Here is a 13669-nt window from a genome sequence, read left to right as displayed (position 1 = left end):
TGCATGGCGCTGGAATCAGCCGTGAAGGGTGCGATTGAGCACCCGAGCCAGAGCCCCCACCGGGAAGTTGGCGGCATGGCTGAAGTCCGTGCCCTGATAGCCGAAGATCTTGCCGTCGCTGCGTCCGGCCTGCAGGTCGATCAGCACCAGGCCCAGGGTCGGGACGATCTTCTCGCGCCAGACGAACAGGTACAGCTGCTCGGCGACCTTGTAGTAATGACAGCGATCGGTGTCCGCCAGGCCTTGTTCCACGCCCTTGAGGCATTGCCAGCTGTAGAAGTTGGCGTTGAGGTAGACATGCTCATAGGCCTCGCTGGTGCTGTAGATGTACTGGTTGCGCAGGCCGATCAGTTCATCGCTGGGCGAGTGCCGCGGCGTCTCGGCTCGGGCGGGCACATCAACGCTGCCATGCAGGAAGTGGGCTTTGACCGAGGTCAGCTCGCCACCGGACAGGGCGCGGCTGAACAGGTCCACGCTGCACTCGGCCTGCGTCGGCATCTGGCCGATGACGGCGGTGAAGCACTGTTGTTGCAGGTCCAGGACCAGGCTCACCGAGTGGGTCCGGCCTTGCTCCTGCTTGAGGAAGTCCACCAGGTAGATGCCCGGGCGCACCGAGGTGGCGCGATAGGGCCGTGCGGCGCTCGCCGGTTCGCCAGGGGCGTTCCAGCTGAGGGTCTGGGTGTCGAACCGGTGTTCGATCTGCCAGCCATTATCGAAGTACAGGGTCAGGGTGCGACCGGCCAGATCATCGATCGCGGGAAGGATGTGGTTGTCGCTGGCAAAACCGTCCGCCAGGGCGCCGACGGTGATCCATTCAGGTTGCTGATTCATGGCAAGGCTCTTGTCTGCCGAAGGAGAGCCCCATGTTCGATCCGTGCAGCGGCGCTGCCCATCAACCACATGGTTGAGGTGTGGCGCTCAAAGGAACAGCGAACTCACCAGTTCGGTGCGATTGCCGACGCCGACCTTGCGGAACAGGTTGATCAGGTGGGTCTTGACCGTGGGCAGGCCCAGCTCCAGGCGCCTGGCGATGGTCTTGTTGTCGGCGCCGTCCCGGAGCAGCCAGGCGATTTCCCGCTCCCGGGGCGTGAGGGTGGACAGGCGCTGGTCGACCTGGGAGTAGGGTGCCAGGGCGGCGATTTCCAGCAGCCCCTGCAAGGCATGCAGGGTCTGCAGTTCGTCAACGCGGAAATGTCCCAGGGCGTGGTTCCGCAGCAGTGACAGGCCGGCGATGGGGCGCTCGCCGTCGCAGGCCAGGATTTCCACCACGTCGAGCACGCCGTGGCGTTGCAGAAACCCCTGGTAGACCTCGGAAGCGTGGCGGCCCTGGTGGGCCATGCCCATGTGCAGCGACAGCACCGGGCGCCCCGCGACGGCGCAGTGGCGCGGTTGCAGCGGGTCATAGTGGCGGTAGCGTTGCAGGTAGGCCTGGTGCATCGGCTCGGGCATGCAGTACAGCGAAAAGTCCCGGGCCTGCAATTGCGGGTCGATGCGGTAGAAGGCGCAGAGGGTGGCGGGCACTACCCGGGTGAAGGCGGCAATGCAACGCTGTCCCAGCTCATGGACCCCGGGCAGTGAAGCGGACGCGGTCATGGATGTCTCCTGGCTGCCCGTGGAGGCAGCGGCTTCGGGAATGGGGCTGGTTATCTGTGCCTGTGCTTTATGCACGCCACCAATGAAAAACGGAAGTGGTCTCCCTGGCAGGTATCCGGTCCATTCAGGCTGCGATCCGTGCTTCATGGATCGCAGCCTGCGACGGGGTTAGCGGCGAGCCCGGCTCAGCCCCTCGGCCAGGGCGTCGACTATGGCGTCCACCTGGGCCTGCTGGATCACCAAAGGCGGCGAGAGAATGATCTTGGTGCCCACCGGGCGCACCATGACGCCGTTGTCCCGGGCAATCTGCGCCACCTGATTGGCGTAGCCGCTCATGGGATCGATGGGCTCGCGGGTGGTCTTGTTCGCCACCAGGTCCAGGGCCAGCATCAGACCCTGACCGCGCACTTCGCCGACGCTTTCGAAGCGATCAACGAAGGGCCGCAGCTTGCCGAGCATGTAGTCGCCCATTTTCGCCGCGTTGGCCGGCAGGTCTTCCTTGACCACGATGTCCAGGCAGGCCAGGGCGGCGGCGCAGGCCACGGGGTGCCCGGAGTAGGTGTAGCCGTGCATGATGGCGCCCGTGAAGTTGGTGTTCTTTTCGAAGGCCGCCTCGATCCGGCGATTGACCACGGTGGCGCCCAGGGGGATGTAGCCCGAGGTGATGCCCTTGGCCAGGCACATGATGTCGGGTTTGACGCCCCACAGGCGGCTGCCGAACATCGAGCCGCTGCGCCCGAAGCCGGTGACCACCTCATCGGCGATCAGCAGGACCCCGTACTTGTCGCAGACTTCGCGGATCAATGGCCAGTAGTTGGCCGGAGGCACTATGACGCCGCCAGCGCCCTGGATCGGCTCGGCAATGAACGCCGCCACGGTGTCCGGGCTCTGGAACTGGATTTCCCGCTCCAGCAGGTCGGCGCAGATCTTGCCCAGCTCCTCTGGATCCTGGCTGTAGGGGTTGCGGTACAGCCAGGGCGTGTCGATGTGGTAGCAACCGGGCAGCAAAGGCTCGTAGTTGCGCCGGAACACGGTGTTGCCGTTGACCGAGGCCCCCCCGAAATGAGTGCCGTGATAGCCCTGGCGCAGGGAAATGAACTTGGTGCGATCGGCCTGGCCTTCGAGCTTCCAGTACTGGCGGGCCAGTTTCAGCGCGCTCTCGATGGCGTCCGAGCCGCCGGAACTGAAGGACACCCGGGTCATGTCCTCGGGCTCCAGCAGGTTCATCACCACCCGGGACAATTCCTCGGCCCGTGGGTGGCTGACCCCGTCGAACAGCTGGAAGTACTCCAGCTCATCGAGCTGCGCGGTGATGGCGGCTTTCACTTCCTTGCGGTTGTGGCCGACGTTGACGTTCCACAGCCCGGCAACGCCATCCACCAGCTGGTGGCCCTGGTCGTCATAGACATAGCAGCCATCACCGCGAACGATACGGATCGGCTCGCGTTGCTTCATTTCGTTGGGGTGCAGCATGGGGTGCCAGAAACGGCTTGCTTCGCTCACGTTGAGTCTCCTGAAATCGCACGGACAGCGTGGAGCTATTAGTGCGTCATTTGCCGGCGGCTGGCTTGCCTCTGTGTGCCAGGGCATTTGACCCAGGCTGCCAGCGGCGCTGCAGCCGGCGCGACTGGCAGCCAGGGCCAAGTTTTGCGGCAGCCAGGATCAAGACGGCATGCGGCTTTGGGCTCAAAGTCCAGGTCGAACAAGGTCCAATTGCGAGGATTGAAGATGAGCGTTGCCATCGACCCACGTGTCGCTGCATTCATAGACAGTCAGCACGGTCTGCTGATTGACGGTCACAGCCAGCCGGCGCTCTCCGGGGCGCGGATGCCGGTGTACAACCCCGCAAGCGGCGAGCAGTTGACCCAGGTTGCCGCCGCCGACCAGGCCGACATCGATCTGGCGGTGGGTGCCGCGCGCCGGGCGTTCGAGGGCAGCTGGAAGGCGCTGCGCCCGGCGGATCGCGAACGCCTGCTGTTGAAGCTGGCGGACCTGCTGGAGAGCCATGGCGAGGAACTGGCCCAGCTGGAAACCCTCAACAACGGTCAGTCGATTCACCTGGCTCGGGCCCTGGAGGTAGGGGCCGCTGCGGAGTTCACCCGCTACATGGCCGGGTGGGCCACCAAGATCGAAGGCAAGAGCCTGGACGTTTCCATCGCCGCGGTGCCGGGGGCGCAGTACCGCGCCTACACGGTGCCGGAGCCGGTGGGGGTGGTCGGTGCCATAGTGCCGTGGAATTTTCCGTTGCTGATGGCCATCTGGAAAATCGTTCCCGCCCTGGCCTGCGGTTGCACCGTGGTGCTCAAGCCTGCGGACGAAACCCCGCTGACCGCGCTGCGTCTGGGCCAGCTGTGCATGGAGGCGGGGATCGCGCCCGGCGTGGTCAATGTGGTGACCGGCAGCGGCGCCCAGGCCGGTGCGGCGCTGGCCGCCCATCCGGGTATCGACAAGCTGGCGTTCACCGGCTCGACCCAGGTCGGCAAGCTGATCGGCCATGCCGCGGTGGACAACATGACACGCTTCTCCCTGGAGCTGGGGGGCAAGTCGCCGGTGATCGTCCTCGACGACTGCGATCCGCAGACCGCCGCTGCCGGTGCTGCCGCGGCGATCTTCTTCAATCAGGGGCAGGTCTGCACCGCGGGGTCGCGCCTGTACATCCAGCGCGGGATCTATCACGAGGTGCTGGAGCGGCTGGTGGGCATCGCCGACTCCCTGAGCATCGGGCCCGGGCTCGACGAGCAGGCGCAGATCAACCCGCTGATCTCCGCCAAGCAGCAGAAGCGCGTGCTGCAGATGGTCCGGCGCGGAGTCGAAGAAGGGGCCCGGCTGCTGTGTGGCGGTGTCGCCCATGGCGAGCAGGGTTTCTATGTCCGTCCCACGGTGGTCGCGGATGTGCGTGCCGACCAGCAACTGGTGCGCGAGGAGATCTTCGGCCCGGTGGTGGTGGCCACGCCGTTCGACACCCTGGATGACGTGGTGGGGCTGGCCAACGACAACCAGTACGGGCTGGGGGCGAGCATCTGGTCCAACGATCTGGGGCGGGTCATGCAACTGATTCCACAGATCAAGGCCGGCACGGTGTGGGTCAACACCCACAACATGCTGGATCCGTCGATGCCTTTCGGTGGCTACAAGCAGTCGGGCATCGGCCGTGAGATGGGCCATGCGGCCATCGAGGCCTATACCGAGAACAAGTCGGTGTGCATCGCCTATTGAAATCGCCCCCGCAGGAGCCGGCTTGCCGGCGAGCAGGCCCTCGAGTTTTGCGTTGCCCTTGAGGACACCTTCGCTGACAAGCCCGCTCCTGCGGACCAGGCCGAACATGTGCCGACAGCTGCGTCAGACAGCCAAGCACTGCGCCATCAGGCGTGTCCTTGAAATGCCTAGAACAACAATCATCAACCCATGCTTTCGAGGTTTACCATCATGTCGCTCAACGACAGACTCAAGCGCCACCTGGACCAGGGGGTAGTCGGTTTTCCCACGGCACTGGCCAGCGCCGTGGGGCTGATCATGGCCAGCCCGGTGATCCTCACGGCCACCACCGGATTCGGGATCGGCGGTGGCGCGTTTGCCGCGGCGATGCTGATCGCCTTGCTGATGATGCTGGCGCAGTCCACCACCTTCGCCGAAGCGGCCTGTCTGCTGCCCACCAACGGTTCGGTCTATGACTACCTGGCCTGCGGACTGGGGCGTTTCTTCGCCATCACCGGCACCTTGTCCGCCTACCTGATCGTGCATGTGTTCGCCGGCACCGCGGAAACCATTCTCAGCGGCATCATGGCCCTGGTGAACTTCGAATCCCTCAACACCTTGCTGGAGCAGAGTGGCAGCGCCTGGCTGGTGGGCGTGGGGCTGGTGCTGTTCTTTGGCCTGCTCAACGCAGTGGGGATCACCGCCTTCAGTCGTGCCGAAGTGATCCTGACCTTCGGCATGTGGACCACCCTCATGGTCTTTGGCGTGCTGGGGGTGATCAAGGCGCCAGCGGTGGCGCTCGACGGCTGGTTCGGCGCGTCGATGGTGGGGACCGACCTGCCGACCATCCTGTCCCTGGTGGGCATGGCCATGTTCATGTTCGTCGGTTGCGAGTTCGTCACGCCCCTGACCCCGGATGTCCGCAAGGCTGCCAGGACCATTCCCCGGGCCATGGCCCTGGGGCTGGTGGGGGTGGCGCTGTGCATGTTCATCTATGGCGCGGCCATGAAGCGCCAGGTGGAGAACATCGCCCTGAGCGAGGACGGCAGCGTGCACCTGCTGGACACGCCCATGGCCATTCCGCATTTCGCCGAACAGATCATGGGGCCGTTCGGCCGCATCTGGCTGGGCATTGGCCTGTTGTTTGCCGGCGCCGCCACCATCAACACCCTGATGGCCGGCCTGCCGCGAATCCTCTACGGCATGGCGCTGGACGGCGCCTTGCCCAAGGTCTTCACCTACCTGCACCCGCGTTTCAAGACTCCCTTGCTGTGCATCGCCGTGGCGGTGCTGATTCCCTGCCTGCATGCCTGGTGGCTGGGCGGCAGCACGGACAGCATCATGCACCTGGTGCTGGCGGCGGTCTGTGCCTGGAGCACCGCCTACCTGCTGGTGACCCTGTCGGTGGTGGTGCTGCGCATTCGCCGGCCGGATCTGCCCCGTGCCTACAAATCGCCCTGGTTCCCCCTGCCGCAGGTCCTGTCTTCAGTGGGGATCCTGCTGGGCATGTGGTTCATCACGCCACCGGGGATGAACCCACGGGACATCTATGTACCCTTCGGCAGCATGCTCGGCCTGACCGCCCTCTATGCCCTGGTCTGGACCCTGCTGGTGCAGAAGGTCAATCCGTTCCGGCCCGTGCCGGTGGAGGAGGTGCTGGAGCAGGCCCTGGGCCTTGCAGCGGATACCGACAACCGTCCTCGGGAGCATCTGGCCGATGAGTCTTTCAAGCTGGCGACAAAACCTCTTTGACTGGTGGCGCCAGGCGCCTTCGGGCTATTGCCCCGGAGTGACCCTGGGGCACTTGCGAAGGGATCTGGCGGGGTTCGACTGCACCCCTTGCGGCGCAGCCGGGGCTGTCTTTCGCTGTCCGCAAACAGGGCTGGAGTTCACGGTGCATGAGCGTCCGCTGGCGCAGTTTCTGATGCATATCGTGGTCTGTGAATGGCGCTTGCGAATACCCGCCGCGGGGGCGGGGCAGGTGCGAATCAATTTGCACCACACCGGGGCGATCCGCCGTCGGGGTGTCGCCGCCCGTTTGCTGGCCGCAGAGGCTGGGCCATGGACGCCCTTGCTGCAGCGGCTGAGCAGCGACCGCAAGTTACTGGAGAGCTTGCTGCCGTTGGACTTCAAGCGCCTGGAACTGTGGCGGGATGACCAGGGATGGCAAGTGCGCCTGGAGCATTTCGCCGCCAGCGAGGTGGTCAATCGTCTGCCCGGGTTCCGGCGCTATATTCGCTTGAGCGCCGAACAGCGGCAGGCGCTGTTGGGCAGCTTCACCGAGTTGTACAAGCTTCTGCGAGAATTCTGACCGACATAACCGCAAGTACTGGCATACACCCTGCTTAAGCCATAACAGACTATCCATGCTGTCAGGCGCCTTGCCTGGCAAATAGATAACATGTTAATGATATCGCCATAACAACAAAGGCGGTCTGAAACCGGCTTATGGAGGTGCACAGTGCTTGCTTCGCATAGTTTCAGTTCCTGGGTAGGCGCCTTGCAGGGTGTCTGCGGCCGATTCGAGGCCCGCCCGGCACGCAACCCCGCTCTGTTCATCGGTGAAGTGGGTCTGCAGGATTACGCCGGCCTGGAAGTGGCGCAGATCCGCACCAACGCCGGGCTGATTTCCCGGCAGAGCACCAAGGTCGACCAGGAGGACGACCGTCATTGTTTCCTGATCATCCAGCGCAGTGGTCACGCCCGCCTGAGCCAGGGCGGCGAGAGTGTCGAGCTTGGCCCCGGCGACATGGCCCTGCTGGATTCCGCCGGTGCCTGCGAGATCGTGCCCCACGGTTTGATCGAACACGCTTCGTTCCACCTGTGCCGGGAAGAGGTCTACCGGCATCTGCCGCAGCAGCAACGCAAGTTCGGCAAGCTGTCACAGAACTGCGCCAGTGGTCGCTTGATGCGCTTGCTGGTGGAGCAGATCTGCGCCGGTGATCTGCAGGGGTGTGCCGCGCAACAGGAGGGGCAGGCCTTGCAGGAAGCCCTGATTGCCTTGCTCGGGCCGACCTTGCGCCAGACCGCCAGCACCCTGGATGGCTTTGACCACGGCCTGCATGGCCACTGCCTGCGTGACCAGGCCCGGCAACTGATCAATCAATCCCTCAACGAGCCGGGGCTGACCCCGGTCTCCCTGGCGGCGCAGTTGAACATCTCGGTGCGCCAGCTGTACCGACTGTTTGAAGAGCAGGGCGACAGCGTATGCCGATTCATCCAGCGCTCGCGACTCAAGCGCAGCGCCGCCGATCTGAGCAATCCGCAATTGCGCAATGAGTCGATCACCGACATTGCCTTCAAGTGGGGCTTCACCGATTCGGCGCATTTCAGCCGGACCTTCAAGAAGCATTTCGAACAATCGCCCCGTGACTTCCGCGCCCGCTCCCTCAACGCGTAGCAACCTGAGTCTGACGCCTGCGCCGGCCATGGAGGAGCCGGCTTGCCGGCGAAGGGGCCCTTGGATGTTGCGTTGCCCGGCGGACGCCTTCGCTGGCAAGCCAGCTCCTACGGAAGGCAAGCAAGCAGGCAGCAATACAGCCCCCGAGAACACTGGCAATAGCATCCCCTGAACGGGCTTCAGGGATTTTCCAGGTCGTGGCCCAGGGACTGGATGAACAGGGAAAACAGTTCCGGCTGGCTGGAGATATCCAGCTTGGCGTACAGGTGGCGGCGGTGGACCTTGATGGTGTCCGGCGAAATCTTCAGGCGCTCGGCCATGGCCTTGGAGGAAAAACCGCGCAGGATCAGGCGGGCGATCTCCAGTTCGCGATCCGACAGCACGGCGCTGCCGAAATGACTCAGGGCGTCACGAATCTGGCTGGCCATTTCTTCGGCGACCGGAAGTTGAGGGCGGAGCTGGCTGTGCTGCCAATGCTGCTGCATCAGCGGCAGCACCCAGGCGGCAAAGGTGGTGAGCTGGCCGATTTCCTCGCTGTTGAACACGCGCTGACTGCCCAGTGACAGGGACAGGGTGCCGGTATCGGGCAGTTGCAGGATGAACTGCACTTCGTCTTCCAGAACGTTGTCGTGGAAGTAGCTGAGAAAGTACTCGCTCTGGCGAAAGTGGTCCGGGGCCACTTCCTCCAGGCGATACAGGCCGCTGGGATAGCCCTCGCGGCAGGCCTGGAAGAACGGGTCGAGCAGGTACAGGCCGTTCAGGTAGGTGAGCATCGAGGCCGGCTTGCTGCTGGGTTCGGCGTCATATTCCTCCAGTGCCTGGGGCGGGCCTTCGCGCGGGTAGAAGATCGCCAGGGCGTTGTCGAACGGCGTGGCCTGGTGCAGCAGCAACACCAGCTGTTTCCAGAAGCGCGGGTTGCCGATCAGCGTGAGGGTGCGACCCAGGCCGGCATGCAGGCCGACTTCCCTGAACAGATTACTCAAAGGCCTTGCTCCACTGATTCGGCGAAAGTGTCGTGGCACGGTTTCGTCGATTTGCCGGTCGCCGTCAAGGGGAGTACTCCAATAGGGGAATTGGGCGAAATGCTGCAACTGCCTAGAGTAGCTCCCACCAAGCGCGTCCCAGAATGCGCCCGCCCGATGGATTTCGTTTCTGCCTCAGACCAACAATAAACACGAGGATAACGATATGAGCTCTCCCGCAGCGCCTGACGGCGCGCTGAAACCAACCTTGAGTGTGTTCGATGTGGTGGCCATCACCGTGTCCGGTGTGACGCCCGCCAGTTCAGTGTTCGTGATTGCGCCCTTTGCCATCCATCAGGCCGGCAGCGGGGTGTTCCTGGCGTTCGTCATGGCCGGGTTGCTGGCGCTGATGTTTGCCTTCTGCTACGCCGAGCTGGGCCGCGCCCATAACAGCGCGGGGGGCGAGTACGTGTATGCCAAGCGGGTGTTTGGCGGCATGGCCGGCTATGCCACCTTCCTCACGGTGCTGGTGATGCTGCTGTTCATCCCGCCGGTACTGGCCACGGGGGCCGCCACGTACCTGAACAACGCCCTGGGCACGAACTTCGATTCCCAGACCGTGGCCCTGGTGATCGTGGTCTGCAGTTATCTGCTGGGCATTCTCAACATCAAGCTCAATGCCTGGATTACCGGCACGTGCCTGCTGCTGGAAGTGGCGGCCTTGCTGGTCATCGTCTGGCTGGGCTTTGGCAACGCCTCGCAGCCCCTCGGCATCCTCCTGCAACCGCAGATCGTCGACCATGGCGTGCTGCAGATGGCGCCCTGGGCCCTGGTGATCGGGGCGGTGGGCATCGGCCTGTTTTCCTACAACGGCTATGGACCGGCGGTGCTGCTGGCCGAAGACATGAAATGCAAGGGACGCGGCGTGCACAAGGCGGTGCTCTGGTCCCTGGTGCTGGTGGTGATCATCGAGTTGGTGCCGCTCACCGCCTTGCTGATTGGCGCGCCGTCCCTGAGCACCCTGCTGGCCAGCCCCGATCCCATCGGCTACCTACTCACCAGCCATGGCAACGAAACCCTCGCCAGGGTTGTCAGTGGCGGGATCTTCCTGTCGGTGTTCAACGCCATCGTCGCCATCGTTATCCAGATCGGCCGCGTGGTGTTCAGCAGCGGCCGGGACGCCCTGTGGACGCCCGGCATCAACCGCCTGTTCACACGGATCCACCCGCGCTGGGACTCGCCATGGCTGGCTACGCTATTCCTGGCGATTCCTTCGGCAGTACTCAGTTTTAGCTCGAATCTGGCGGACCTCACGTCCTTCAGCGTGCTGTTGATCATGCTGGTGTACCTGATCGTCGCCCTCAGCGCATTGGTGAGCCGGGTGCGGCTGCGCGATCGCGAGCATCCCTACCGCATGCCGTTGTGGCCGCTGCCGGCGCTGCTGGCGGTGCTCGGTGCCGGGTACTTGCTGATCACACTGTTGCTTGAGGCTTCCGTGCGGGACCTCATGGTGATCATCGGGCTGCTGGCGCTGTCGGTGATTCTCTATGGCACTAATGGCCGGTACAGCCCGGCGTTCCAGAAATTGTAAGGAGTGGATATGCGAGCACGTGAGTTGGGCATCAAGCTGGGGTTGGGGGCGCCGGGACCGTTCAATGCGATCACCGACGTACCCGGGGTACGGGTAGGGCACAGCACCCTGAAAACCACCGTGGGCGGCAAGCAGGTGCGCACCGGGGTGACCCTGGTCCAGCCCCGGGACGGGCATGCGCGGTTGCAGCCCTGTTTCGCCGGCTGCCATGTGCTCAACGGCAACGGCGATGCCACGGGCCTGGAGTGGATTCGCGAAGCGGGCACCCTGACCACGCCGCTGGCCATCACCAATACCCACAGCGTCGGCGTGGTCCGCGACACCCTGATCGCCCTGGAGCGCGAAGCCCTGGCGGACCCGGCGGTGTACTGGTGCATGCCGGTGGTGATGGAAACCTACGACGGTCTGCTCAACGACATCTGGGGGCAGCATGTGGGGCCGCAACAGGTGCGCCAGGCCCTGGCCAGCGCCGAATCCGGGCCGGTGGCCGAGGGCGCGGTGGGCGGCGGCACCGGGATGATCTGCCACGAGTTCAAGGGCGGTATCGGCACGGCGTCGCGGCGGCTGACGGCGGAGCAGGGCGGCTATACCGTCGGCGCCCTGGTCCAGGCCAACCACGGCAAGCGTGAAGAGTTGCGGGTGGACGGTTACCCGGTGGGGCGTCGGCTGGGGGGCATCGTCTCGCCCTTTGCCGAACGCGGGACTCCGGGCATGGGCTCGATCGTGGTGATCCTGGCCACCGATGCGCCCCTCTTGCCTCATCAATGCCAGCGCCTGGCGCAACGGGCCTCGATTGGCATCGCCCGCACCGGTGGCGGCACCGAGGATTCCAGTGGCGATATCTTCCTGGCCTTTGCCACGGGAAACCGGGACCTGCCCACTGCGGATTACGCGCGCAAGGACCTGGGACTGACCTCGCCGCTGGCGATGCTCAACAACGATCACATCTCGCCGCTGTTCAGCGCGGCCGCTGAGGCCGTGGAGGAGGCCATCATCAACGCCCTGCTGGCAGGTGAACCGATGACCGGTGACGACGGCGCGCAGGTGCCGGCGCTGACCCCGCAAGTATTGCTGCAAGCATTGGAACTAACTGGTTGGAACATAAGTTGACCGACTTGAAAGTGCGACCTGGTCGGCATATTGAGTCCAATGGATATTTAATAATTAAATTGTAGATTGTCTGACAATATCAGCCGTTAATCGGTTTAAAAATAATCTTTCGACTGCGCGGTCATTGTTTGCTGGAGTTTCTCGGAACAGTGGAATTTGACGCCAAAAAAATAGTGGACGTCTGATTTCAAATTGTGTCAGCTTTCTTTCGCCTGCTTAGGGCGAGTGATAGGACGATCTCGCCAGGGATTGTCGCTATCTGACAAAAACTGTTCCATTGATTACAAGGAAGTGTGTTTATGTCGAAAGTAACAGAGAACGCTATTGCATCTGCTGAACAGCAACTGGTGCCTTTGGCCGCAGCAAGTTCGGCGTATAACCAGATCAATAGCTTCAGTCATCAATACGATCGTGGCGGCAATCTCACGCTCAATGGCAAAGCGTCGTTTTCGGTCGATCAGGCCGCCACGCAACTGCTGCGTGACGGCGCTGCCTACAAGGACCTGAACGGTAACGGCAAGATCGACCTGACCTATACCTTCCTGACCTCGGCCTCCTCGAGCACCATGAACAAGCATGGCATCACCGGGTTCAGCCAGTTCAGCGCTCAACAGAAGGCCCAGGCGGTGCTGGCCATGCAGTCGTGGGCCGATGTGGCCAACGTGGTGTTTACCGAAAAAGCCTCGGGTGGCGATGGTCACATGACCTTCGGCAACTACAGCGGCGGCCAGGACGGCGCGGCGGCCTTCGCCTACCTGCCGGGCACCGGTGCCGGCTACGACGGCACCTCGTGGTACCTGATCAACAGTGGCTACACCCAGAACAAGAACCCCGACCTGAACAACTATGGCCGTCAGACCCTGACCCATGAGATCGGTCACACCCTGGGCCTGGCTCACCCTGGCGACTACAACGCCGGCGAAGGCAACCCCAGCTATAAAGACGCCAGCTACGGCCAGGACACCCGTGGCTACAGCGTCATGAGCTACTGGAGTGAAAGCAACACCGGCCAGAACTTCAGCAAGGGCGGGGTCGAAGCCTATTCGTCCGGTCCGCTGATGGACGATATCGCCGCCATCCAGAAACTCTACGGGGCCAACTACAGCACCCGTGCCGGTGATACCACCTACGGTTTCAACTCCAATACCGGGCGCGATTTCTACAGCGCCAGTTCCTCCGCCGACAAGCTGGTGTTCTCGGTGTGGGACGGTGGCGGCAACGACACCCTGGATTTCTCCGGCTTCACCCAGAACCAGAAGATCAACCTCAATGCCGGTTCGTTCTCCGACGTTGGCGGCATGGTAGGCAACGTTTCCATCGCTCAGGGCGTGACCGTGGAAAACGCCTTCGGTGGCTCGGGCAACGATCTGCTGATCGGTAACGAGGCGGCCAACGTGCTCAAGGGCGGTGCCGGCAACGACATCATCTACGGCGCCGGTGGTGCGGACCAGCTGTGGGGCGGTGCGGGCGCGGACACCTTCGTGTTCGGTGCCAGCAGCGATTCCAAGCCGGGCGCGGCCGATCAGATCATGGATTTTGTCAGCGGCCTGGACAAGATCGACCTGACCGGGATCACCAAGGGCGCGGGCCTGCACTTCGTCAATGCCTTCACCGGCGCGGCGGGTGACGCGATCCTCAGCACTTCCGGTGGGGTCAGCACCTTGTCCGTGGACTTCTCCGGGCATGGCGTGGCGGACTTCCTGGTCAGCACCGTGGGCCAGGCAGCGGTCAGCGACATCATTGCCTGATTGAAACAGGCGCAAGGCAGCGTCCAGGCGCTGCCTTGCGCTGTTGCATTGGCCCCGGGGCTGAGCCAGT

At 63.5% G+C, this 13669-nt stretch carries 11 protein-coding genes; 7 read left to right on the top strand and 4 right to left on the bottom strand.

Features of this window, described 5'->3' with window-relative positions; translation table 11 throughout:
* Nucleotides 1-15: 15 nt before the first annotated feature.
* The 3 genes from L1O02_RS16575 to L1O02_RS16565 form a co-directional block, all read right to left on the bottom strand.
* A complete protein-coding gene (locus tag L1O02_RS16575; RefSeq protein ID WP_060839134.1) occupies nt 16-831 on the bottom strand; it encodes a molybdenum cofactor biosynthesis F family protein in 816 nt (271 codons plus the stop codon).
* 87 nt (nt 832-918) lie between these two features.
* Nucleotides 919-1593 (bottom strand): LuxR C-terminal-related transcriptional regulator, encoded by a 675-nt coding sequence (locus L1O02_RS16570; RefSeq protein ID WP_235758307.1) that lies wholly within the window; start codon nt 1591-1593, stop codon nt 919-921.
* Between the two features lie 168 nt (nt 1594-1761).
* Complete coding sequence (locus L1O02_RS16565; protein ID WP_108543497.1) at nt 1762-3096, bottom strand: aspartate aminotransferase family protein; 1335 nt, start codon at nt 3094-3096, stop codon at nt 1762-1764.
* A 225-nt stretch (nt 3097-3321) separates the two neighbouring features.
* Between L1O02_RS16565 and L1O02_RS16560 the strand changes: the two genes are divergently transcribed.
* From L1O02_RS16560 to feaR, 4 genes are all read left to right on the top strand, one after another.
* On the top strand, nt 3322-4809 hold the full coding sequence (locus L1O02_RS16560; RefSeq protein WP_235758305.1) for an aldehyde dehydrogenase family protein: 1488 nt from the start codon (nt 3322-3324) through the stop codon (nt 4807-4809).
* A 210-nt stretch (nt 4810-5019) separates the two neighbouring features.
* Entirely contained in the window at nt 5020-6540 is a 1521-nt protein-coding gene (locus L1O02_RS16555) for an APC family permease (RefSeq protein WP_060843491.1), read from the top strand.
* Nucleotides 6506-7099 carry a DUF3156 family protein gene (locus tag L1O02_RS16550; RefSeq protein ID WP_060839139.1) on the top strand — a complete coding sequence of 198 codons (594 nt, stop codon included), beginning with the start codon at nt 6506-6508 and terminating at the stop codon, nt 7097-7099. Before L1O02_RS16555 ends, L1O02_RS16550 begins: the two co-directional genes overlap by 35 nt.
* A 150-nt stretch (nt 7100-7249) precedes the next feature.
* Entirely contained in the window at nt 7250-8188 is a 939-nt protein-coding gene (gene feaR, locus L1O02_RS16545; RefSeq protein ID WP_060839140.1) for a transcriptional regulator FeaR, read from the top strand.
* A 179-nt stretch (nt 8189-8367) separates the two neighbouring features.
* On the opposite strand, the gene L1O02_RS16540 is transcribed toward feaR, so the two are convergent.
* Nucleotides 8368-9171, bottom strand: a complete 804-nt coding sequence (locus L1O02_RS16540) for a helix-turn-helix transcriptional regulator (protein ID WP_060839141.1) — start codon at nt 9169-9171, stop codon at nt 8368-8370.
* A gap of 205 nt (nt 9172-9376) precedes the next feature.
* Between L1O02_RS16540 and L1O02_RS16535 the strand changes: the two genes are divergently transcribed.
* The 3 genes from L1O02_RS16535 to L1O02_RS16525 all read left to right on the top strand — a co-directional run bounded on the left by L1O02_RS16535 (nt 9377) and on the right by L1O02_RS16525 (nt 13599).
* Entirely contained in the window at nt 9377-10741 is a 1365-nt protein-coding gene (locus L1O02_RS16535; RefSeq protein WP_060839142.1) for an APC family permease, read from the top strand.
* 9 nt (nt 10742-10750) lie between these two features.
* A complete protein-coding gene (locus L1O02_RS16530) occupies nt 10751-11851 on the top strand; it encodes a P1 family peptidase (protein WP_060839143.1) in 1101 nt (366 codons plus the stop codon).
* A gap of 299 nt (nt 11852-12150) precedes the next feature.
* Complete coding sequence (locus L1O02_RS16525) at nt 12151-13599, top strand: serralysin family metalloprotease (protein WP_060839144.1); 1449 nt, start codon at nt 12151-12153, stop codon at nt 13597-13599.
* Nucleotides 13600-13669 lie beyond the last annotated feature (70 nt).

Origin of the sequence: Pseudomonas sp. BC42 (genome assembly GCF_021560055.1) — a bacterium.
Taxonomy (GTDB): Bacteria; Pseudomonadota; Gammaproteobacteria; order Pseudomonadales; family Pseudomonadaceae; genus Aquipseudomonas.
This window is presented reverse-complemented; position numbering and strand designations above follow the sequence as displayed.